This window comes from Microbacterium sp. (assembly GCF_047602155.1).
Classification (GTDB): domain Bacteria; phylum Actinomycetota; class Actinomycetes; order Actinomycetales; family Microbacteriaceae; genus Microbacterium.
The window spans coordinates 842,650-863,818 of sequence record NZ_JASGHZ010000001.1 but is presented as its reverse complement, the minus strand read 5'-3'; the positions used below and the strand labels follow the sequence as shown (position 1 = coordinate 863,818).

Here is a 21,169-nt window from a genome sequence, read left to right as displayed (position 1 = left end):
CCCTACAACATACATACTTATGTCTGTTTTCGGTAGAAGGGATCGAGAGCGCAAGAGAGAACGCCGCGTCAGGTGGCGGCGGCCTCGATGAGCGGGCTGCCGCTGGCGAACCAGCGGGGGAAGGTGACGTCGAACAGCTGCTCGCGGGCGAGCTCCGCGCCGCCGCGCAGCGGTTCGCGGACATCGTTCACGGAGCTCACCACCTGAAGATCGCGCGTGGCCAGCGGCAGCGACAGCTCATACACCCGTTGGCGCACCTCCGCGAGGTACAGCTCGCCGGCCGACGCCATCGCGCCGCCGATGACGATGACGCTGGGGTTGAACATGTTGACCAGCGCCGCGATCGACTCGCCGACCACCCGCGCGGAGCGCTGCACGAGCGAGATCGCCAGCGCGTCGCCGTCGCTGGCCGCGCGCGCGATGTGCTCGGGAGTCAGCTGCTCGCCCCTGGCGACCGCCTGCGCCAACAAGCCGCCGGCGCCCTCGGCGATCGCCGCCTCGGCGTCGCGGACGAGCGCCCAGCCGCTGGCGATGGCCTCCAGGCACCCGATCTTGCCGCACCGGCACGGCGCGTCCGACCCGCTCACCCGCACGTGACCGATGTCGCCGGCGGCGCCGTTCGCGCCGCGGTGCACGCGGCCCTGGGAGAGCAGTCCCGCGCCGATGCCCGAGCCGACCTTCACGTAGATCAGGTCGACGCGCTCTTCGGCGCGCCGCGCCCGCTCGCCGAAGGCGAGCAGGTTCACGTCGTTGTCGACCCACACCGGCGCGCCGAAGCGCTGCTCGAACCGGCGGCGCACGTCGAAGCCGTTCCATCCGGGCATGATCGGCGGAGCCACGGGGCGACCGTTCTCGAAGTCGACGGGGCCGGGCACGCCGACGGTGACGGTCCACACCGGCGCATCCGGATGCCGCTTCAGGAGCTCGTCGACCATCTCCATGACCGTGTCGAGCGTTTCGGCGGGCCCGCGGGAGATGTCCCACACGCGATGGATCTGATCGACCACGTCGCCGTCGAGCGGGGCGATGCCGATGTGGATGTGGAGGGCTCCCAGCGCGCACACGAGGATGACGCCCTGCTCGGCGCGGAACCGGAGCGTGCGCGGGGCGCGCCCACCGGACGACGGTCCGTACGCGCCGTCGGCGAGGAACCCCATCTCGATCGCCTGGTCGATGCGCTGCGTCACGACGCCGCGGCCGAGCCCGGTGATGCGACCGATCTCGGGGCGGGTGACGGCTTCGCCGCGGCGCACGAGGTTGACGATGCGGAGCAGACTCGTGACTTCGTCGGTCTGGGCGCCGAAGCGGAGGGTGGACTCGGTGGCCATGGTTGATTTTGACACAACTCAGGGGTCCGAATGCGCAGATAAGCAGCATCTATAGTTAGAGTCCGGTCATCTTAGGTACGCTTTCAACGTAAGTGGTCGCGATTCGAGGGGCGAGACGGATGCCACGGATGTCACGGATGTCGTGGGGTGTAGGCCTTCTGGGTGCGGGCCCCGGCGTGTCGGCCCTGCACCTGCCGACCCTCGCGCGGCACGCCGACCGGTTCGAGGTCGCGCACATCGCCGACGGCGGCAGCGGACGGGCGGCGGCGCTGGCTGCGCGTGTCGGGGCGACGGCCTCGTCGGGATCGGCCACCCTGCTCGGCGACCCCCGCGTCGACGTCGTCGCGATCTGCAGCCCGCCGGAGCAGCACGCGGCGCAGGCCCTCGCCGCGGTCGCCGCCGGCAAGCGCGCGATCCTGTGCGAGAAGCCGCTCGCGCTGACCGCGGCCGACGCCGACGCCGTCGTCGACGCCTGCCGGGCCGCCGGTGTCGCCCTCGTCGTCGGCACGAACCATCTGTTCGATCCGGCGTGGGGCCGCGCCGAACACCACCTGGTGGCCGAGCGCGGCCAGATCCAGACCGTTTCCGTCCTGGCGGCGCTGCCGCCCAACGACCGCTACCACGATGTCGTGACCGAGCCGCTGCCCGCCGCGGTGCCGACCCCGCGGCCACAGCCTGACCTCGCCGATCCGAGTGTCGCGGCCGGCCTCGTCGCCCGGCTGCTGCTCGGGCTGGGGGTGCACGACGTGCCGCTGCTGCGCGACCTGGCCCCGCGGATCGACGAGGTCGTCTACGCACGGGCGATCGCGCCGATCGGCTACACCGTCGGCTACCTCGCGGGCGGCGTGCTGGTGCAGGTGAGCGCGGTGATGCTGCCCGGCGCCACGAGCGCGGATGCACTGTGGCGCCTGACCATCGGCACCTCGCTCGATGAGCTCGAGGTCGAGTTCCGCCCCGCTTTCACGCACGACGGGAGTGCGGCGGTGCGCGTGCGCAGCGCCGACGGGCGCATCGTCGAGCATCCACGCGACCCGGGCGACGGCTACGTGCAGGAGTGGGCGGCTGTGGCAGCGGCTCTCGACGGCCGATCGCCCGTCGAGTACGACGACGTGCGCGCCGATGCGCACTACGCCATCGCGCTCGCCGAGGGTGCCGCCGCCCGCATCCGGACGGCGGCGACGTCGTGATCGCCGTCCACACCGAGCTTCCCGCCTACCGCGCGGCGGCCGCGGAGCTGCCCCAGAGCGTGCGCATCGCCGCATCGCCGCGCGGGACCATCGCCGTCGTGGCCGCGCGGGCCGGCGCGGCTGCGGCAGCGCTGGATGCCGGGGCGATCGCGGTCGTCGTCTGCGACCCGACGCCCGAGGCCGTCGCGGGACTTCCGCGCGATGCCCCCGTCGTCCTCGACCGCGCACTCCTGCGCGCCGACGCGCAGGTGCACGCGGATCCCCACGCGGCGCTGCTGACGGCCGAGTGCGCGGCCGCGCCCGCCGACCTCGACGCCGTCGTCGTCGACGCGGTCGGATGGCTGCGGACCCTCGCTGTAGAGGCGGGACCCTGGCCCCGGCGTCGACGCGCGCGACGGAGCGCGGTGCGCTGGCGCTGCTGAACGCCGGCGCGCTGACCGGCACGCTGCTGGTGTCGGCCCTCGCGGGCACGCCGCGCGCGCCGCGACTGCGTGCGCTTTCGGTCGGCGCCCGGCGCACCGAGATCGTCCTCGACCCGAACGGAGGGGCGCGCATCGTCACGACCACCGCCGCCGGGGCGCTGTGCGCGCCGGCCCGCTACGAGTCCCGGCAGCGGCTGACACTCCGGCGCGCACTCGGTGCCGTCGATGAGGGCGTGTTCGGCGACCTCGAGTCGTACCGCCGCGACGTCGCAGTGGCCGCTTCGATCATCCCCTCGGCATCCGCCCTTTAGTTGCTTTTCTACCTAAGTTCGCTAGACTCGGTACGACGTCGGGGCTCTCCGGAGCCCGTTCCCGTTCGCGTGGCCGCGGCGGGGCACATCCGGTCGCGTCGACGGCCCGATCGTTCGGGCGATCCGCGTATGCATCTGTCCCCCTCCCGACTGCGACTGCTCGTGGTCGCGCTCCTGTCGGTCTCGTTTCTCGGGGCGCTCGACCACACCGTCGTCTCCACGTCGCTGGCCACCATCGCGGGCGAACTGGGCGCACTGGAGCAGATCGGGTGGGTCGTCGTCGCGTACACCCTGGCCAGCACCGTGCTGCTGCCGGTGCTGGGCAAGCTCGGCGACGTCGTCGGGCCGCGCGCCGTCTTCCACGGCTCGCTCGTGGTGTTCCTGGTCGCCTCGATGCTGTGCGGCTTCGCGAACGACATGGCACTGCTGATCGCCGCACGAGCGCTGCAGGGAGCGAGCTCGGCCGGTCTGCAGCTGATGTCGCAGACGATCGTGGCCCGCGTGACGACGCCACGGGAACGTCCGAAGTACATGGCGCTGATCGGCGCGGCGTTCCCCGTCGCGATCCTCGTCGGTCCCGTCGTCGGCGGAGTGCTCACCGACTACTGGGGCTGGCCCTGGGTGTTCTGGATCAACCTGCCCGTCGGCGTCGTCGCGCTCATCCTCGCCGTGGTGGCGGTGCCGCATCTCGACGGCGGCGAGCGGCGCGCCTTCGACGTCGCCGGGGCGGTCGCGTTCACCGCGGCGCTGACGGCGGTCGTGCTGGCCGTCACGTGGCTGCCCGATCCGTCGAATCGCACGGCGGCACTCGTGGCCACCGCGGCGGCGATCGTGCTGCTGGTGGTGCTGCTGGTCGTCGAGGCGCGCGCCGACGAGCCGATCCTGCCCGTCCGCTACTTCGCCGACCGCACCGTCGCGGCGGGCACCGCGCTGTCGGCGATCATCGGCATCGGACTGTTCTCCATCACGGCCTACCTGCCCACGTACTTCCAGATGGCCTACCGCACGAGCGTGACGGTGTCGGGACTCGTGCCGATCGCCACGGTGTTCGGGATGCTGACGAGCAATCTGCTCACCGGATTCCTCGCCAGCCGCACGGGGCACTATCGCGTGTACCCGATCGTCGGCACGATCCTCGGCGCGGCCGGGCTGCTGCAGATGGCGCTGCTGCCGGCCGGCTTGCCGCTGGGGGTGCCGATGCTCGTGATGGCCGGGGTCGGGCTCGGCACGGGCTCGTTCATGAGCCTGATCGTGACCGTCGTGCAAAGCGCCGCACCGCCCACCGAGGTCGGTGCCGTCACCGCCACCGTCAACATCGTGCGGCAGGTGGGGTCGACCGTCACGACCGCCGTCATCGGTGCCATCGTCGGAGTGGGCGTCGCTGCGCTCCTGCCCGTCGGCATCGACGCCGCCACGCTGACGCCGCAGTTCGTGCACGCGGCATCCCCCGCGGTGCAGGAGCAGATCGCCGCGATCTACCGCGACGTGTTCGCGCCCGTGTTCATCGCGCTGGCGGCCACCTATGGCGTGGGCATCGTCGCGGCACTGCTGCTGCCGCGCCGCACTCTCTCCGCCGAGTACGACATCGTCCCCGAACCTGATCCCGTCACCGCATGAAGGAGAACTCATGACCACGTCCGCCGACACCCAGCGCGCCCAGAACCGAGCCGTCGTCGAGGCGTTCTTCGCGTCGAACCTCGACAACCCCGAGGAGCGCATCGCCCTGTGGCACCCCGAGGGCGTCAAAGAACTGCCGTTCGCACCCGCCGGCATCCCGCAGACCCGCTGGGAGGGCCGCGACCAGATCGTCGCGAACACCGTCAACAACTCCGGCATGTTCGAGAACATCGTGCACACCGATCTCGTCATCCACGAGTGCGTCGACCCGTCGCTGTTCGTCGTCACCAGCCGTATGGCGCCCGGGGCGCGGTTTCTCGGCGAGCCGTACCCGCAGTCGTTCGTGCACGTGCTGCGGGTGCAGGACGGCGCGATCATCCTGCAGCAGGAGTACTTCAACGCCGAGATCCTCGCGAAGGCCGAGCACGACGCGCGCGCACAGGGCCGCACGCCGCTTTCCCGCGGCGCTCAGGGAGCGTAAATGGTCCCGATTCCGGCGTCTGGAGAGCCATTTGCGCTCCCCGAAACGCCGGAACGGGCCCCGCGGCGTAGGGTGGCGTCATGACGCGCGATGAGACGGGCCTGTCCATCCGGGTTCTGACGACGATGGGGCAGATCGAGACGGCATCGGCCCTGTTCAACGACGTGTGGGGCGGCGACCGAACCGGGATGCCGGCGAACCTGCTGCGGGCGCTCGCCCACTCCGGCAACTATGTCGTCGGGCTGTACGCCGATGATCGGATGGTGGGGGCCTCGGCGGCCTTCTTCGGGCCGCCGGGGCAGCGTTCGATGCACTCGCACATCACCGGCGTCCTGCCCGGGTACCAGTCGCAGGGTCTCGGGCGCCGGCTGAAGGAGCACCAGCGCGCCTGGGCCTTCGAGCACGGCGTCGGGCGCATCACGTGGACCTTCGACCCGCTCATCGCCCGCAATGCGCACTTCAACCTGCGGGTGCTCGGCGCCCGTGTCACCGAGTACCTCGTCGACCACTACGGCGAGATGGACGACGGCGTCAACCGCGGCGACGAGTCCGACCGGGTGCTCGTGTCGTGGGCGCTCGCCGCCCCCGCCGCGCCCCCGGCGGAGCACGACATCGTCACCACGGTCGAGGTGCCGCCCGACATCGAGGCGATCCGGCGGGAGGCGCCGGGGGAGGCGCTCGACTGGCGGTACCGCGTGCGCGAGGCGTTCCTCGGCCTCCTGGAGGACGGCTTCGTCGTCGGCGGGTTCGACGCGCGGGGGTATCTCTTCGTGCGGGGTCACTGACCGCTGACGCTACGCCGCGGGCGCCCCGGCGGGCGCGAGCAGACGCCACCCGAGGCGCTCGGCGGCATCGCGGTCGAAGGTGACCGTCTCGTTCGTGCCGAAGAGGCCCATCGTCCCCTCGATCAGCGCGTCGGCGAAGTCTGCGCCCTCCTCCGCCAGCGCGAGGGCACGCACGACCCCCTCGCCGTCGTCGAATTCCAGCGCCTCGGTGTAGATGAGCGACCGCAGGATCGCGAGGCACTGTGTCCGCGGCAGCCGCACCGACCGTGACAGCACCCAGTACACCTCGACGAGCGAGACCTCTGTCATGAAGCCGCGATGATCGGGGGTCAGCGCTTCGAGAAACGCGGCGGCCGCGGCGTATTGCGCGTCGTCGTCGTGCAGCACGTAGCGCAGGATGACGTTCGTGTCGATGCCGGTCAGGCTCGTGTCGGACCAGCTCACCGCATGCCCCGCAGCCCGCTTGCGGCACCGCCCTCGGCGATCGCTTCGTTCATCTCCTCGATCGTCATCGGAGGGCGCGCCGGATCGTGGAGGATGCCGGCGATGTCCATGATGCTTCCCGTGCGCGGCACGAGTCGGTACTGCCCGTTGCGCAGCTTGACGAACATCACCTTCGAGCCCGTCTCGAGCTTCAGGTCGTCCCGCACGTCCTTCGGGATCGTGATCTGACCCTTGCTGGTGACCGTCGCCGTCGTCATCCGACCGCTCCTTTCCTGTGGGCATTCAGCTTACTCTTCAGACGTGAGTAAGGAACAGGGCTTCCTTGCGCAGCGGCATCCTCGGAAATCTGCACATTCTCGGAGGTTTTCCGCCGCATCCTCCCGACGTCGCGCAGTTCTTCGAGGGAAGGATGCCGAGGCCGTACGCTTGCGGCATGCCCGACATCGTCGACCTCAGCCACCCGATCCGCGCCGGCCTGGTCACCTACCCCGGCCTGCCGGCCCCGGTCATCACGCCGCACCTCACCCGCGAGGACTCGCGAGCCAAGTACGCGCCGGGCACCGAGTTCGCGATGGACGTCATCACGATGATCGGCAACACCGGCACGTACCTCGACTCGCCCTTCCACCGCTACGCCGACGGACCCGACCTCGCCGGGCTTGCCCTCGACAGTCTCGTCGGGCTGCGCGCCGAGGTCTTCCACCTGACGGATGCCGGCCACCGCGGCATCGGCGCGAACACTCTTGCCGACCGCGACGTGCGCGGCGCGGCCGTGCTGCTGCACACCGGGTGGGACCGACGCTTCGGCACGCCGGAGTACGGCGTCGGCGCTCCGTTCCTCACGGAGGGCGCCGCGCAGTGGCTCATCGACGCGGGCGCCGTGCTGGTCGGCATCGACTCGGTCAACATCGACGACACCGAGTCGGGCGGAGAGCGCCCCGCGCACACGCTCCTGCTCGGCGCCGGCGTGCACGTCGTCGAGCACCTGACCAACCTCGGCGCGCTGCCGCCGTCGGGCGCCCGCTTCACGTCGGCGCCGCCCGCGATCGAGGGCTTCGGGACGTTCCCGGTGCGCGCGTTCGCGCAACTGCCCTGAGCGCGGCACCGGGCATCCCGCACCGCCGCGACGACGGTGAGCTCGTCGGGTGGATCCGCGCGGACGGCGACGCGTGGACGGCGATCGATCTGCTCGGTCGCGAGGTCGCGGCATCCGTCGAGTGGCTCGACGCCGAGGCGGCGCTGGAGGAGCACGGCATCGGCTACCTCGCCGACGTCTGGATGCTCGAACGCGACGGCGCCGCGCCCCTGCGCGTGCGCATGGTCGAGGTCACACCCGAGCGCATCGTCGTGAAGGTCGACGACTACGGCGACGTCGGCCACGGCACCGCGCGCTTCACGCTGCCGTGGCCGCTGCCGGTTCGGTTGCGCCCGCCCCGCCCCGGCGACCCCGACGGCTTCACCTTCGCCGGCTGAGTTGCGCGGCGGGGGCTGCGGCAGCCTGCAGCCGCGCGATGTCCTCATCCGTGAACAGTTCGCGCGGCAGTATCGTGGCGCCTCCAGCGAGCGAGGACGTTTTGAGAATCACTACCGCGGGGCGGTCGAAGACCTTGGTCAGCGCCGACAGGCGCAGTTCGCTCGTGCCGGTAGCCGACTGCACCCAGAGCGTCTCGTCGTTGACGCGAGCACCGAGGTCGGCTCCCGGCGGGTAGGCACTACGGCACGAAGCCCGCACCATCGTGAAAGTGAGCACGGCGAACAGCGACATCACGACGAGCCACAGCAGGATGGGCAACAGTAGCGTCGCGTTGCCGGTGATCGCCGCGAACACGGACGCGCCGAGGGTGAGGGCGGAGACGACCGAAAACAGGACGACCGACGATGGGCGAGTGAGCTGCCACTTCACATAGGCTCCGGCCAGGCGCGACGGCATCCGGTCGTCGGCGATGATGAAGCGCGTCTCGGTCACGGGCCCGAGTATGCCAGTCGCGCGCGCCGGAGGCATAGCCTGAGCACATGCCGATCGCCCGCGCCGCCGCATCCGTGAACCTCGAAGCCGTGGAGCTGCGGGTGCTGCACCTGCCGCTCGTCGCGCCCTTCACGACCTCGTTCGGCACCGAGACGGTGCGCGAGGTCATCGTCGTGCGGGTGCGCACCGCCGACGGCGACGGGTGGGGCGAGATCGTCACGCAGCACGAGCCCTACTACTCCAGCGAGTACACGCAGGGCGCGTGGGATGTCGCCCAGCGCTTCCTGGTTCCCGCGCTGATGGATGCCGGCACCTTCGCCCCCCTCTTCCCCGAGCAGGTCGGCACGATCCTGGAACCCGTCATCGGGCACCGCATGGTCAAGGCGGGTCTCGAACTCGCCGTGCTCGACGCCTCTTTGCGGACACAGGGGCGGCCGCTGGGGGAGTACCTCGGCGCCGTGCGCGACAGGGTGCCGAGCGGGGTGTCGGTGGGCATCCAGCGCGATCCGGCCGCGCTGGTCGAGGCCGTGCAGGGCTACCTCGACCAGGGCTACGTGCGCATCAAGATCAAGATCAAGCCCGGGCGCGACGTCGCCGACACCGCCGCCGTGCGCGACGCGTTCGGCGAGATCCCGCTGCAGGTCGATGCCAACTCCGCCTACACCCTCGCCGACGCCGACGTGCTCGCCGCACTCGACCGGTTCGACCTGCTGCTCATCGAACAGCCCCTGCAGGAAGACGACATCGTCGACCACGCCGCGCTCGCCGCGCGCCTACGCACCCCGGTCTGCCTCGACGAGTCGATCGTGTCGGCCAAGGCGGCGCGCGACGCGCTGGCGTTGCGGGCGGCATCCGTCATCAACATCAAGGCCGGGCGGGTCGGCGGCTATCTCGAGGCGGTGCGCATCCACGACCTCTGTCGCGATGCCGGCGTGCCGGTGTGGTGCGGGGGGATGCTCGAGACGGGCATCGGCCGCGCCGCCAACGCGGCCCTCGCCGCACTGCCGGGCTTCACGCTGCCCGGCGACGTCTCGGCCGCAGGCCGGTTCTACCGCCGCGACATCGTCACCGACCCCATCGTGCTCGACGACGGCCACGTGCGCGTGCCGACCGGCCCGGGCCTCGGAATCGAGATCGACCCCGTCGCGCTCGACGACGTCACGGTCGAGCGGGTCGAACTGCGGCGGTGAGCGGGTCGTGTCCGCAGACCCGCGTGGGTCGCGGGGTGGTGCGGCCACGCATGACCCCGCCTCGCTAGGCTGGGAGCATGACCACGCCCCCGTACCAGCCCCCCGTCCCGCCCCAGGGCCCCTACGTCCCGACGCCGTCGATGAGCCCGTCCGACGAGAAACTGTGGGCCACGCTCGTGCACGTCGGCGGCATCTTCTTCGGATTCCTCCCGGCCCTCATCGGCTACCTCGTGCTCAAAGACCGCGGCCCCTTCGTGCGCGAGCACACCGCGACCGCGCTGAACTTCCAGCTCACGATGCTCATCGCAGAGATCGTCTCCGGCATCCTCATCTTCGTGATCATCGGAATCTTCACGCTGATCGCGGTCGGCATCGTCATCCTCGTGTTCTCGATCATCGCCGCCGTCAAGGCCAACCAGGGTCAGCGGTACACCTACCCGATGTCGATCACGTTCGTCAGCTGACCGCACCGGTCACGGTTCGCAGGACGCGTGCGGCGATGCCGACCGTCACGCGCTGACCCCACGTGAGGGTGAGGCGGTCGGCCTCCATGCCGTCGCCGAAGGCGACGAGCGCATCCGACGCGACCCGCAGTCGCAGCGTGCCGCCGTCGAGCCGTCCGGCGACCAGTTCGGCGCCGGTGCTCGGTGACGGCCATGGTTCGCGGACGAACCACGCGAGGGCGCGCTCGGTCGGCGCCGGAAGCTCCAGGCGAGGCGCCTGGATGCGTGCGATCGAGCGGCACCAGCCGGTCGACCCGGTGCCCGTCGAGACGATGACGCCCGACGACGACTGCCGTTCGTCACGTCCGCCCACGTCGAGCGTGTAGCGGGCAGACTGGTGCCCGCTCTGCCCGATCATCACCTCGTTGAGCGCCGTGAGCGCCTGTCCGTCGTCGGTGCGGACCTCCACCATCGTGCGTGCGCACAGCGTCGCCGCGCCCGCGCGCACGGGCTCGGCCAGTGCCGCGCCCGTGGCCGGTGTGTGCGGCACGAGCACGCCGGCGTTGACGCCCGGCAGCGGGTCGATGCCGATCACCGGCTGGGCGTCGAGGTACTTCGCGGCGTTGGCGACGAGCCCGTCCTGCCCGACGACGAAGACGACGTCGTCGGGCTCGAACACGAAGCGGGGGAGTTCCTGCCGTTCCACCGATGCCCGACGCCAGTCGGGGGGAAGACCCGCCGCGACGTCGGCCAGGGCTGCCCGGGTGCGTTCGTGGCGTTCGGCCACGGCGGCGAGGCTCTCACCGCGCTCGTCGAGGAAGAACGCGACCTGGCCACGGGTGCCGTGCCGGGCGAGCAGTTCGGTCAGCTCGCTCGCCCGGTGGACGATCACGGCGCGGGGCGCGGCCATGTCAGCGACCCTCCTTGCCTGCCCCCGCCCGCCCGGCGAGGGTGCCGACCAGGTCGGTGAGCAGGTCGGGCGTCACGGTGAGGCTTCCGATGCTCGGCAGGTGCCCGGCCAGTTCGCGCAGGGCGAGGGCGGTGAGGATGCCGGTCGGCACATCGCGCAGGGCGGCCATGCGCGCCTGCTCCGCGGCGCCGGCCGCCTCGCCGAGAGCGCGCTGGGCATCTGCCTGCGCCTGCGCCTGGGTGCGGATGCGTTCCGCCTCCGCGTCGAGGGCGATCATCGCGGCCGCCGCCGCCTTTTCCGCCTCGATGCGGGCGTTGCGCCCCTTCGCCTGCACGAGCTCCTCCTGGCGGCGGGCGAGTTCGACCTGGTTCGCCAGTTCGTTCTCGCCGATCGCCGCCTCCCGCTCGACGGCGAGCGCGCGGCGTGCGAAGGTCGCCTTGTCGGCATCCTGCTGAATCGCCTCGCGCGCCGGCGTCTGCAGCGCGCGTTCGACATCCGGCTCGGCGCGCAGCAGCGAGAACCGCACCCCGACGATCTCGATGCCGAGGTCGGTCAGGCGGGCGTCGGCGGCGAGCATCGCGGTCGCCGCCGCGCCGAGCTCGGCCAGATCGGCGCGCAGCGCGTCGTCGAGGGTGCGCGGCTGCAGCAGGTGGACGACGGCGGCCGTCGTGGCGCCGTGCAGCGGCGCGGCGATGGCGTCGAGCGGCTGGTCGGTCCACGCGCCGGTGTCCAGGTCGATCGAGAAGTCGACGCGGCGGGCGGCCAGTTCGGGGTCGACGATGCGGTAGGTCGCCGTGGCGGGTGCCGAGAGCTGCTGCAGGTCTGCGGTGCGCAGCGTCACGAGCGCCGCCAGTTCGCGGTCGTCGATCGGCACTTCGCTGATCGCCGCGTCGAGGGAACGGAACCAGAACGCCTGGCCGGCGCCGGTGTGGCGGGGGATGCCGCGCCGGGAGTGCGTCACATGCATCGTGGGCGTCGCGCTGAGATGACGGATGAAGGGGTAGCGGGTGATGCTGGCCATGGGGTCCTCCTCGTTCAGATGCTTATTACTGTCATATTGACGATAATGCGGATGGGCTCTTATTGTCAAGGTGACGATTTCGGGTAGGCTGGCGACATGGACCCGTTCTCGTTCGCGGTCACCGCCGACCTCGTCGTGCTCACGATGCGAGATCGCGCGCTGCACGTCCTGCTCGTCGAACGGGGGATCGAGCCCGCGGCGGGAACCTGGGCGCTGCCCGGCGGCTTCGTGCTGGCCGACGAGAGCCTCGATGCGGCGGCCTCTCGTGAGCTCGCGGAGGAGACGGGGGTGCGCTTGGATCCTCGTGCCGGCGTGCACCTCGAGCAGGTGCGCACCTACGGCACGCCGGGCCGCGACCCGCGGGGGCGGGTCGTCACGGTCGCCTGGCTCGCCCTCGCGCCCGACCTGGCAGACCCGTTGGCGGGTTCGGATGCGCGTTCCGCGCGCTGGTGGCCCGTGGCCGACATCGAAGCCGGCGCGCTGCCGCTGGCCTTCGACCACGCGGCGATCTTCGCCGACGGGCTCGAACGAGCCCGCGCCAAGCTCGAGTACTCCGCGCTCGCGACGGCCTTCTGCCCGCCCGAGTTCACGATCGCGCAGTTGCGTGCCGTCTACGAGGCCGTGTGGGGCGTGCCCGTCGATCCGCGCAACTTCCACCGCAAGATCACCGGCGCCGCCGGGTTCGTGGAGCCGACGGGCGCGACGGTCCGCGATGGCGGGCGACCTGCGCAGCTGTTCCGACGCGGTGCCGTCGGGCAGCTCCAGCCCCCGCTGACCCGCGTCCCACGCTGACGGTTCGTCAACCGGCCCCGCATCCGAGACTCACGTCGTTCGCCGCGCAACGAGCAGGAGGTGCGTATCGGGCCACGGCAGGGGCCGGTCGTCGAGATCGACGAGGGATGCCGCGGGCTCGAACACGTTCTCGACCAGCCACTCGTTGCGCCACGGCCCCGACCTCTCGTCGATCTCCAGCCCGACGGACGCCACCAGCCGCCGCCAATCGGTCCACGACAGGGCGCAGAACCGCTCGTGCATCTCCGACAGCCAGTTGCGGGTGTACGAGACGGTCTCCAGGAACTCCATGGCATCGCCCAGCGGCAGCTCGATCGTCCGTTCGTCGCGCACGTCGTATTCCCACGGCGTGCCGCTGAGTTCGGTGAAGTCTTGCGCGAACTGGGCCACGCGGCTGCCGACGGGCAGCGCGTCGAGGTACGCCGCGACCTCGTCGTTCGCGCCCGAGAGGCGCTGCGGCGGCGTCGTGACATCGCCGTCGTGGAAGCGCAGCCGCACGATCCGGTCGCGGCCGGCCGGCCCGCACACGTCGGAGTTGATCCACACCCCGCCCGGCAGCGTGTGGTCGGCGATGGCCTGCGCGAACGCCGCGAGCGCGGCCATCCCGTCGCCGTAGGAGAAGATCTCGTGCGTCAGTGCGAAGCTCAGCGTCGTCGCGATGCTCCGCGGCGGGAACAGCGGACCGGCGAGGATGTTGCGGCGGGCGAAAAAGGTGTTCGGGTTCGCGAACGCGCCCTGCGACTTCTTGTGCTCGCATTCCGCGAACAGCTCCGGCGCGACCTCGACGCCGATGAGGTCCGACTCGGCCAGCGCGGGCTCACGCGAGGCGAGTTCGAGCATGGCGCCCGTCGCGCAGCCGAGGTCGACGATGCGGCCCGGCACGACCCAGGGCCGGGCTTGGGCCCACTTGCGCCCGGCGGCATCCTCGAACGAGCGGCTGTAGGTGCGGTAGTCCCGCGTCTGGGTCAGCCCGCCCTCGTCGCCGATGACGGGATCGGCCGCGAGCTGCCTCGCCAGCGCGGCGAGCCCGTAGCGGTCGACGATGTCGAGACTCGCCTCGTGGGTTTCGCCGCGCCACGCGTCGGAGCCGGTCATCAGCTCGTCGAGCAGCTGCCACGGGGTGCGGGGCGCATCCGGATGGCCGTGCTCCATCGGGGCGATGCGGTAACCGCGCGCGCGGTACAGCTCGGCGACAGCGGGTGTCGAGGTCGCGATGATCGTCGTGGCGGGGTGGGGGGCGATGCGGCCCGACGTCGCATGCTCGACGGCCTTGAGGGCGATCTCCGCGAACCGCGGGGTCGGGGCGACATCGACGACGGGAACGACGAGCGAGGGCATCCCCTCGATGTGGGCGAGGATCTCGATCGCCGCCTCGCGCCGGTGCGCGGGAAACGGATTGCGCCGCGTCGACGAGTGGTTCGCGCTGGTCACGGCCCACACGACGACCGCGTCGGCGGATGCCGCGATCTGACGCCCCTCGTCGTCGCTCTCCTCGCCCGCCAGCAGCCGCCGCAGGTAGTCGACCTGAAACCGCGTGAGCAGATGATGCCGCCCGGGCACGATGATGTGGCGGATCTCGGTGTGCGCGTCTTCCATCGTCACCACGGTAGCGGGCGCTCGCGAGAGAGGGCCGTGCGGCCCCGGATAGACTTGACGGATGCCGTGATCTGACGGCATCCGTTCTCTCGCACTCGCGACACACACGACCATTGGAGCCACCGTGGCCGAGCAGTCACGCCTCGACAAAGTCATCGCCCTCGCCCGCCATCGCGGGTTCGTCTTCCAGGCGGGCGAGATCTACGGCGGATCCCGCTCCGCGTGGGACTACGGCCCCCTCGGCACCGAGCTCAAGGAGAACATCCGCCGCCAGTGGTGGCAGACCTTCGTGCGCGGCCGCGGCGACATGGTCGGGCTCGACTCGTCGGTGATCCTGCCCAAGCGCGTGTGGGAGGCCTCCGGTCACGTCGCGACCTTCACCGACCCGCTCGTGGAGTGCCTGCAGTGCCACAAGCGCTTCCGCGAGGACAACCTCGTCGAAGACTTCGAGGCGCGCAAGGGCCGCGCCGCCGTCGGCGGGCTTGCTGAGGTGCCGTGTCCCGCGTGCGGCACGAAGGGTCAGTGGACCGAGCCGAAGGCGTTCTCGGGGCTCGTGAAGACGTACCTCGGCGTCGTCGACGACGAGTCGGGCCTGCACTTCCTGCGGCCCGAGACGGCGCAGGGCATCTTCGTGAACTTCTCCAACGTGCTCACCGCCTCGCGCAAGAAGCCGCCGTTCGGCATCGGCCAGGTGGGCAAGGCGTTCCGCAACGAGATCACGCCGGGCAACTTCATCTTCCGCACGCGCGAGTTCGAGCAGATGGAGATCGAGTTCTTCACGCCGCCCGCCGAGGCCGGCGAGTGGTTCCAGCACTGGGTCGACGCGTGCTGGAACTGGTTCGTCGATCTCGGCATCGACCCGGCGAACATGCGCCAGTTCGACGTGCCCGAGCACGAGCGCGCGCACTACTCGGCGGGCACGATCGACGTCGAGTACCGGTTCGGGTTCCCGGGCAAGGAGTGGGGCGAGCTCATGGGCGTCGCCAACCGCACCGACTTCGACCTGTCGTCGCACATCGAGGCCTCCGGCCAGAAGCTCGTCTACTTCGACCAGGCGTCGGGGTCGACCTACGTGCCGTACGTCATCGAGCCCTCGTTCGGGCTGACCCGGTCGATGATGGCGTTCCTCGTCGACGCGTACCGCGAGGAGGAGGTGCCGAACGCCAAGGGCGGCACCGACACCCGCACCGTCCTCGCGCTCGACCCGCGCCTCGCGCCGGTGAAGGCGGCGGTGCTGCCGCTGTCGCGCAACGAGAACCTGTCGCCGCTGGCGCGTTCGGTGGCCGACACGCTGCGAGCCCAGGGCTGGAACGTCGACTTCGACGACGCCGGGGCCATCGGCCGCCGCTACCGCCGCCAGGACGAGATCGGCACGCCGTTCTGCGTCACCGTCGACTTCGACTCGCTCGACGACCAGGCAGTGACGGTGCGGGATCGCGACACGATGGCGCAGGAGCGCGTCGGGCTCGACGCCCTGGTCGGCTACCTCGGGGAGCGCTTGCGCGGGGCCTGAGCCGCGGCATCCGTCGCTTGCCGCGCGTCGTGCGAAAGGGTGGCAGTTGTTGCGGGCTCGCGGGCCGTGATCTGGCATCTACTGCCAGGGGAACGGATGCCGGCGCTCCGGCCACGCGAAAGGGTGGCAGTTGTTGCGGGCTCAGGCGCTGTGACCCCGCAACTACTGCCACCGGAACAGCGCGTCAGCCCTTCGGCGCCTTCGTTCCCGCCGCGGGCGCCTGCTGCGCGAAGCGCTGCAGCAGCGCCGTCAGGTCGAGGCCGGTGAGGCTCTTGACCACCTCGGTGCCCTCGCCGAGCACCTTGCCGACGGTCTTGGTGACCTCCGACGCGCCGTCGGTCGAGACGACGGTGAGCGTGTCGATGTTGCCGAGCGGGGCCGCCGCGGCGGCGACGATCTCGGGCAGGCGCGAGATGATCTCCTGCGCGAGGGCCGCCTCACCGTACTTCTTCAGGGCCTCGGCCTTGGCATCCGTCGCGGCGGCCTCGGCGAGACCCTCCGCCTGGATGGCGGCGGCGCGCGCCTCGCCGTCGGCGCGGACACCGGCGGCCAGCGCCACCTGGCGGTCGCGATCGGCCTCACCCGACAGCCGCACGGCCGTGGCGGCGGCCTCGGCATCCTGAACGGCGGCGACCTTGTTCGCCTCGGCGATCTTCGTGCGCTTGAAGGCGTCGGCCTCGGTGGCGGCGTTCGCGGCGTCGCGCTGGGCGGTCGCGCGCTGCACCTCGGCGTAGGCCTGCGCCTCGGCGGGCTTGCGCACCTCGATGTCGAGGCGCTCCTGCGTGACGTTGGCCTGCTCCGACAGGGCGTCGCGCTCGAGGAGGGCGACGGCCTTGTCCTGCTCGGCCTTCGCCAGCTGACCCGAGGCCTCGGCCTCGGCGTTGGCGCGGTCGGTCTCGGCCTTGATGGATGCCTGGCGCAGCGACAGCGCCTTCTGTCGCTCGGCGATCTGCTCGTTGGCCTCGATGCGGGCGAACTCGGCGGCGCGCGCGGCCTCGGCCTCGCTGACCTCGGCGACCTGGCGGGCACGAGCGGCCTCGGCGCGGCCGAGGTTCGCGAGATAGTCCGAACCCGGCGTGGAGATGTCGCTGATGTTCAGCAGGTCGACCTGCAGACCCTGCTCGACGAGGTCGGCCTTCGTCTCGGCGACGACCCGGTCGGACAGGCTCTTGCGGTCGGAGATGATCTGCTCGATCGTCATGTCGCCGACGATGGAACGCAGCGACCCTTCCAGCGACTCGCGGATGATGTCGGTAAGAGCCTCCTGCTGCGAGAGGAAGCGCTGGGCGGCGCGGCGCACGCCCTCCTCCGTGCCCGACACCTTGAAGTTGATGGATGCCTTGATCGCGATCTTGATGCGGTTCTTGTCGACGCCCTCGACGGTGATGGCGATCTGCCGCTGCTCGAGCGAGATCGGGAAGCCCTGCTGCAGGATGGGCCACACGAACGTCCGGCCGCCGATGACGACGCGCTGCGTGCCGATGTCGCCGGGCTGCGGCTTGCCCGCGCCGCGGCCGACGATGACGAGCGCCTGGTTCGGCGGCACGCGGCGGATGCGGCGGGCGATGAGGATGAGCAGCCCGAGGAACGCGACGATGAGCGCGAGCACGGAGCCGACCTGGACGAGCAGCGGATCGATCATGCGAGGCCTTTCTTGAGGGATGCCGGTGTCAGTCGGCGACGACTTTGACGCGCGTGCCGGAGTGCTCGATCACCCGGATGCGGACGCCCTGCGCGATGGGCTCGTCGGCGTAGGCGAGGCGCCGTTCGATCTCGCCCGGGCCGTCGAGGCTGACCTCGCCGCCGGCGGGGGAGATGGGCGAGGTGGACACGCCGGTGAGCCCGACCGCGCTGGCGGGCACGCCGTCGGACGAGGCCGACAGCCGCTTGATGACGAACAGGGCGATGAGGTAGGCCGCGATCGCGCCGACCGCCGCGGCGACGTAGGCCCAGATCGGGTCGAGCCCGGCCTGCGTCGTGAGCGCGCCCGCCGCGCCGAACACGACCCCGGCGATGCCCAGCGACGTCCCCGAGATGGCGCCGTCGCCGATCTCGAAGTGGTCGAAGATGTCGCCGAGCAGCAGCGAGATCAGCAGCAGCACGAGTCCGATGCCGCCCACGATGAGGAACGGAGTCATGTGTCCAGCCTATGGGGCGGGCGCAAGGCTCCGGCATCCACGCCCTGCCGTTCGCCGACGACACGTTCGCCGTCGCGCACGTGGTGCTACGCGACCCCCGCCGACGGCTGGATCTCCATCCCGCGCAGCGAGATCGTCTGCCGCGTCGCGTGACGGATGCCGCGGGCGTGCCGGGGTGCGTCCCCGCGGCGGTCGGCTACTCGCCCCGTGCCGCGGCCACCTTGACCGCCCGCTTGTGCTCGCGGACCTTCGCGAGCGACTCCGGCGAGACGATGTCGGCGACCGAGCGGTACGAGCCCGCCTCCCCGTAGGGGGCGGATGCCCCGCGCCACCCGGAGCCTGCGAAACCGTACTGCTTGCCCAGCAGCGCGAGGAAGATCTTCGCCTTCTGCTCGCCGAACCCGGGCAGCGCCTTCAGACGCTTCAGGACGGCCGGGCCATCCGGGTCGTCGCGGGTCCACAGCGCGGCGGCATCTCCACCCCACTGGTCCACGAGCGCCTGGCACAGGGACTGCGTCCGCGCCGCCATCGACCCGGGGTAGCGGTGCACCGACGGCGTCTGCCGGAACACCTCGGCCAGGGCATCGGGGGCGTACGCGGCCAGGGATGCGGCATCCAGGGTGCCGGTGCGCTGCTGGATCTTCAGCGGCCCCGTGAACGCGACCTCCATCGCGACCTGCTGGTCCAGGAGCATGCCGATCAGCAGGGCGAGGGGGTTGCGCGTGAGCAGCTCGTCGGCGGCGGGATCGTCGGTGATGTGGAGTTCTGGCATGCGTCCAGTCTGCCGCGCGCGCATCAGGTGTGCATGGAGGGATATCATCATGATATGAACGACACGATCCGTTCGATGCGTGAAACGGCCGGACTCAGTCAGACGCAACTCGCGGAGCGAAGCGGGGTCGTGCAGCCGAATATCGCCGCCTACGAGTCTGGGCGCCGCCGCCCGTCAGCGCAGATGGTCGAGCGCCTTCGCAAAGCCATGCGCCCGCTGCCCCACGAAGCACTCGACCAGCATCGCGATGAGCTCAAGGCACTCGCCGCGGAATTCGGGTTGACCAACCTCCGCGTCTTCGGGTCTGCGCGACGGGGCACGGACACGCCGTCGAGCGACCTCGATGTCCTCGTCACGCGCGGTCCCGCCGTGGGGCTGCTCACGATCGCCGAGTTCAGTCTCGCCGCCGAACGTCTGCTGGGTGTCCCGGTCGATGTCGTCACCGACGGAGGACTTCCCGCAGAGCACCCGATTCTGCAATCGGCAGTGGCCGCATGAACGACCGTGATTCGCGGTCGCTGCGCGAGATCGTGCGACTGTGCGACAACGGCTCACAGCTCGCTGACCGTGGTCGCGACTGGTATCGGTCGGATGTCCTCAACACACCGGGGCTCGCCGCGGAATCGATCATCATCAAGATCGGTGAGAACGTCGCACGGCTGAGCGACGAGACGACTGCGGCCCATCCCGAGGTTCCGTGGACGAGCATCAAGCGGATGCGCGACCGACTCGCGCACCACTACGAGGCGACCGACTACGAAGCGGTCTGGGACACCCTTGTCGCCGATCTGCCCCGCATCCGCGCCGGAATCCAGTCGATACTCGATCGGACGATGGCCGGTCGACCCCGCAGTGACGGTTCGCGGGGTGAGTAGGCCGAACCCGACCCACCGGTGCTCTTCGACAGCATCGAGCCGCACGGCGCGGGCTCGATGCGCCGCTTCACGTCTTACAGAGTGTGAGACGATGGTGTCATGACAGCGACGATCACCTTCCGCCCTGACGAAGACACCCGTCTCGCGCTCGACGAGCTCACCGCCGACGGCACGCCGGTGTCGACTGTCGTCCGCGACGCGCTGGTCGCGGCGGCGGCCCGGCACGCGAAGGCGAGGCTCCGGGCCGAGGCGGAGTCGCTTGCTGCAGATCCCGACGACCGCGCAGAGGCCGCCCAGGTGCTGCGCGATCTGGAGTCGTTGCGTGCGTGGTGACGTCTACCGCTTGCGTGCGCCGAGGGACGTCCGTGGTCACGAGCAGCAGGGTCGTCGATACGCGGTCGTCGTGCAGTCGGACGATCTCGACGTGTTGTCGACCTGGATGGTCGCGCCCACGTCGACATCAGCGCGCGCGGCGACCTTCCGCCCGGTCATCGAGCTGAACGAAGCCCCGACCCGCGTGCTGGTCGAGCAGACGAGCGCCGTCGATCCGAGCAGGCTCGGCGACCGGGTGGGTCACCTGAGCCTTGACGAACTGCGCGCCGTCGACGCGGCTCTGCGCGTCGTGCTCAGTCTCTGAGCGGCGCGCACCGGCCCCGCGCTACGCCTGGTGGGTGCCCCAGACGATCGCGCGGCCGAGCGTGTGGAAGGCGAGGTGGAAGGCGACGGCGGCGGGGGATGCCGCGGCATCCACCCCCAGGTTCGGCGCGTCGACGGCGTGCACGACGAAGTAGTAGCGGTGCGGGCGGTCGCCCTCGGGCGGGGCGGCGCCGAAGTAACCGATGTCGCCGGAGTCGACGCGCACGTGGAACGCGCCGGCCGACAACGGCTCGGCGGCGGCCCCGGACGGCAGCTCGCGCACGTCCTTCGGCAGGTCGACGAGCACCCAGTGCCACCACCCGCTCGGCGTCGGCGCGTCGGGGTCGAAGCACGTCACGACGAACGACTCCGTGCCCGCCGGCGGGTCGCCCCAGGCCAGATGCGGAGAGGTGTTGCCGCCGGCGGCGACCTGCGCGGGCCGCAGCGGCGCGCCCTCGACAACGTCGCGGCTGGTCACGTCGAACGCCGGGGCGGCGGGGAGCATCGTGTACGGGTCGGGCGCAACGGGACGGTCGAGGTTCGTCATGACGGCACCCTACGCCCTGCCGAGCCGGATGCGACAGCGCGGCGGGAGGGAACGGCGCGGCGGGTGGCGCGGCGGCGGCATCCCCTGCCGGTCGGCCGAAGTAGGTCAGCCGCACGGGACAACTCTAGGCGGGGTGCTCGCGGTGTTCGGTCGCGGCATCCTGCGGGTGTGCGCGCTGGCGACCCGCAGGATGCC

28 protein-coding genes are annotated in these 21,169 nt (G+C 71.1%); 17 read left to right on the top strand and 11 right to left on the bottom strand.

Translation table 11 applies throughout. The annotated features are described in order from the left end of the window. Positions 1–68: 68 nt before the first annotated feature. Positions 69–1,328, bottom strand: a complete 1,260-nt coding sequence (locus QM720_RS04100; protein ID WP_415124883.1) for an ROK family protein — start codon at positions 1,326–1,328, stop codon at positions 69–71. A gap of 137 nt (positions 1,329–1,465) precedes the next feature. Here QM720_RS04100 and QM720_RS04095 point away from each other — a divergent pair, with 137 nt between their 5' ends. From QM720_RS04095 to QM720_RS04070, 6 genes are all read left to right on the top strand, one after another. Then, a complete protein-coding gene (locus tag QM720_RS04095) occupies positions 1,466–2,515 on the top strand; it encodes a Gfo/Idh/MocA family oxidoreductase (RefSeq protein WP_415124882.1) in 1,050 nt (349 codons plus the stop codon). Next, entirely contained in the window at positions 2,512–2,937 is a 426-nt protein-coding gene (locus tag QM720_RS04090) for a hypothetical protein (protein WP_415124881.1), read from the top strand. The genes QM720_RS04095 and QM720_RS04090 overlap by 4 nt, the downstream gene beginning before the upstream one ends. Next, positions 2,853–3,248: a hypothetical protein gene (locus QM720_RS04085; protein ID WP_415124880.1), complete on the top strand. Its 396-nt coding sequence runs from the start codon at positions 2,853–2,855 to the stop codon at positions 3,246–3,248. Before QM720_RS04090 ends, QM720_RS04085 begins: the two co-directional genes overlap by 85 nt. 129 nt (positions 3,249–3,377) lie before the next feature. Continuing rightward, entirely contained in the window at positions 3,378–4,865 is a 1,488-nt protein-coding gene (locus QM720_RS04080) for an MFS transporter (protein WP_415124879.1), read from the top strand. Positions 4,866–4,875: 10 nt separating this feature from the next. Then, complete coding sequence (locus QM720_RS04075) at positions 4,876–5,346, top strand: nuclear transport factor 2 family protein (protein ID WP_415124878.1); 471 nt, start codon at positions 4,876–4,878, stop codon at positions 5,344–5,346. A gap of 80 nt (positions 5,347–5,426) precedes the next feature. Further along, positions 5,427–6,131 (top strand): GNAT family N-acetyltransferase, encoded by a 705-nt coding sequence (locus QM720_RS04070; protein ID WP_415124877.1) that lies wholly within the window; start codon positions 5,427–5,429, stop codon positions 6,129–6,131. A gap of 9 nt (positions 6,132–6,140) precedes the next feature. Here QM720_RS04070 and QM720_RS04065 read toward each other — a convergent pair whose 3' ends face one another. Next, positions 6,141–6,575: a PIN domain-containing protein gene (locus QM720_RS04065; RefSeq protein WP_415124876.1), complete on the bottom strand. Its 435-nt coding sequence runs from the start codon at positions 6,573–6,575 to the stop codon at positions 6,141–6,143. After that, the gene (locus tag QM720_RS04060) at positions 6,572–6,832 is read right to left on the bottom strand and encodes an AbrB/MazE/SpoVT family DNA-binding domain-containing protein (RefSeq protein WP_415124875.1); all 261 of its coding nucleotides are present in this window, start codon (positions 6,830–6,832) and stop codon (positions 6,572–6,574) included. Before QM720_RS04060 ends, QM720_RS04065 begins: the two co-directional genes overlap by 4 nt. 176 nt (positions 6,833–7,008) lie before the next feature. Between QM720_RS04060 and QM720_RS04055 the strand changes: the two genes are divergently transcribed. Next, the gene (locus tag QM720_RS04055; protein WP_415124874.1) at positions 7,009–7,671 is read left to right on the top strand and encodes a cyclase family protein; all 663 of its coding nucleotides are present in this window, start codon (positions 7,009–7,011) and stop codon (positions 7,669–7,671) included. Positions 7,672–7,853: 182 nt separating this feature from the next. After that, a complete protein-coding gene (locus QM720_RS04050; RefSeq protein ID WP_415124873.1) occupies positions 7,854–8,048 on the top strand; it encodes a hypothetical protein in 195 nt (64 codons plus the stop codon). On the opposite strand, the gene QM720_RS04045 is transcribed toward QM720_RS04050, so the two are convergent. Then, on the bottom strand, positions 8,032–8,541 hold the full coding sequence (locus tag QM720_RS04045) for a YcxB family protein (RefSeq protein WP_415124872.1): 510 nt from the start codon (positions 8,539–8,541) through the stop codon (positions 8,032–8,034). The two genes, QM720_RS04050 and QM720_RS04045, sit on opposite strands and share 17 nt — an antisense overlap. 47 nt (positions 8,542–8,588) lie before the next feature. Here QM720_RS04045 and menC point away from each other — a divergent pair, with 47 nt between their 5' ends. Continuing rightward, a complete protein-coding gene (gene menC, locus QM720_RS04040; RefSeq protein ID WP_415124871.1) occupies positions 8,589–9,731 on the top strand; it encodes an o-succinylbenzoate synthase in 1,143 nt (380 codons plus the stop codon). A 140-nt stretch (positions 9,732–9,871) separates the two neighbouring features. Beyond that, positions 9,872–10,195, top strand: a complete 324-nt coding sequence (locus QM720_RS04035; RefSeq protein ID WP_415127801.1) for a DUF4870 domain-containing protein — start codon at positions 9,872–9,874, stop codon at positions 10,193–10,195. On the opposite strand, the gene QM720_RS04030 is transcribed toward QM720_RS04035, so the two are convergent. Both QM720_RS04030 and QM720_RS04025 read right to left on the bottom strand, forming a co-directional pair. Beyond that, a complete protein-coding gene (locus QM720_RS04030; RefSeq protein WP_415124870.1) occupies positions 10,188–11,084 on the bottom strand; it encodes a hypothetical protein in 897 nt (298 codons plus the stop codon). The genes QM720_RS04035 and QM720_RS04030 overlap by 8 nt on opposite strands. A gap of 1 nt (position 11,085) precedes the next feature. Then, positions 11,086–12,105: an SPFH domain-containing protein gene (locus QM720_RS04025; protein ID WP_415124869.1), complete on the bottom strand. Its 1,020-nt coding sequence runs from the start codon at positions 12,103–12,105 to the stop codon at positions 11,086–11,088. A gap of 96 nt (positions 12,106–12,201) precedes the next feature. Here QM720_RS04025 and QM720_RS04020 point away from each other — a divergent pair, with 96 nt between their 5' ends. Then, positions 12,202–12,897, top strand: a complete 696-nt coding sequence (locus tag QM720_RS04020) for an NUDIX hydrolase (RefSeq protein ID WP_415124868.1) — start codon at positions 12,202–12,204, stop codon at positions 12,895–12,897. A 30-nt stretch (positions 12,898–12,927) separates the two neighbouring features. Here the strand turns inward: QM720_RS04020 and QM720_RS04015 are convergent, their stop codons facing one another. After that, positions 12,928–14,493: a class I SAM-dependent methyltransferase gene (locus QM720_RS04015; RefSeq protein WP_415124867.1), complete on the bottom strand. Its 1,566-nt coding sequence runs from the start codon at positions 14,491–14,493 to the stop codon at positions 12,928–12,930. A 124-nt stretch (positions 14,494–14,617) separates the two neighbouring features. Here QM720_RS04015 and QM720_RS04010 point away from each other — a divergent pair, with 124 nt between their 5' ends. Beyond that, positions 14,618–16,006, top strand: coding sequence for a glycine--tRNA ligase (locus QM720_RS04010; RefSeq protein ID WP_415124866.1), 1,389 nt, complete (start codon positions 14,618–14,620; stop codon positions 16,004–16,006). Between the two features lie 184 nt (positions 16,007–16,190). Here QM720_RS04010 and QM720_RS04005 read toward each other — a convergent pair whose 3' ends face one another. Together QM720_RS04005 and QM720_RS04000 are read right to left on the bottom strand one after the other, a co-directional pair. Further along, positions 16,191–17,648, bottom strand: a complete 1,458-nt coding sequence (locus QM720_RS04005; RefSeq protein WP_415124865.1) for a flotillin family protein — start codon at positions 17,646–17,648, stop codon at positions 16,191–16,193. Positions 17,649–17,676: 28 nt separating this feature from the next. Next, on the bottom strand, positions 17,677–18,144 hold the full coding sequence (locus QM720_RS04000) for an NfeD family protein (protein ID WP_415124864.1): 468 nt from the start codon (positions 18,142–18,144) through the stop codon (positions 17,677–17,679). Here QM720_RS04000 and QM720_RS03995 point away from each other — a divergent pair, their 5' ends adjacent. Next, positions 18,145–18,297, top strand: coding sequence for a hypothetical protein (locus QM720_RS03995; protein WP_415124863.1), 153 nt, complete (start codon positions 18,145–18,147; stop codon positions 18,295–18,297). A gap of 43 nt (positions 18,298–18,340) precedes the next feature. On the opposite strand, the gene QM720_RS03990 is transcribed toward QM720_RS03995, so the two are convergent. Beyond that, complete coding sequence (locus QM720_RS03990) at positions 18,341–18,916, bottom strand: HhH-GPD-type base excision DNA repair protein (protein WP_415124862.1); 576 nt, start codon at positions 18,914–18,916, stop codon at positions 18,341–18,343. Between the two features lie 54 nt (positions 18,917–18,970). On the opposite strand from QM720_RS03990, the gene QM720_RS03985 reads away from it, so the two are divergent. The 4 genes from QM720_RS03985 (at position 18,971) to QM720_RS03970 (ending at position 20,428) form a co-directional block, all read left to right on the top strand. Continuing rightward, the gene (locus QM720_RS03985) at positions 18,971–19,414 is read left to right on the top strand and encodes a helix-turn-helix domain-containing protein (RefSeq protein WP_415124861.1); all 444 of its coding nucleotides are present in this window, start codon (positions 18,971–18,973) and stop codon (positions 19,412–19,414) included. Continuing rightward, the gene (locus QM720_RS03980; RefSeq protein ID WP_415124860.1) at positions 19,411–19,791 is read left to right on the top strand and encodes a DUF86 domain-containing protein; all 381 of its coding nucleotides are present in this window, start codon (positions 19,411–19,413) and stop codon (positions 19,789–19,791) included. The genes QM720_RS03985 and QM720_RS03980 overlap by 4 nt, the downstream gene beginning before the upstream one ends. Positions 19,792–19,890: 99 nt before the next feature. Next, positions 19,891–20,124 carry a hypothetical protein gene (locus tag QM720_RS03975; RefSeq protein ID WP_415124859.1) on the top strand — a complete coding sequence of 78 codons (234 nt, stop codon included), beginning with the start codon at positions 19,891–19,893 and terminating at the stop codon, positions 20,122–20,124. After that, the gene (locus QM720_RS03970) at positions 20,114–20,428 is read left to right on the top strand and encodes a type II toxin-antitoxin system PemK/MazF family toxin (RefSeq protein ID WP_415124858.1); all 315 of its coding nucleotides are present in this window, start codon (positions 20,114–20,116) and stop codon (positions 20,426–20,428) included. The genes QM720_RS03975 and QM720_RS03970 overlap by 11 nt, the downstream gene beginning before the upstream one ends. A gap of 21 nt (positions 20,429–20,449) precedes the next feature. Here QM720_RS03970 and QM720_RS03965 read toward each other — a convergent pair whose 3' ends face one another. Continuing rightward, positions 20,450–20,974 (bottom strand): YbhB/YbcL family Raf kinase inhibitor-like protein, encoded by a 525-nt coding sequence (locus tag QM720_RS03965; RefSeq protein WP_415124857.1) that lies wholly within the window; start codon positions 20,972–20,974, stop codon positions 20,450–20,452. Positions 20,975–21,169: the final 195 nt, after the last annotated feature.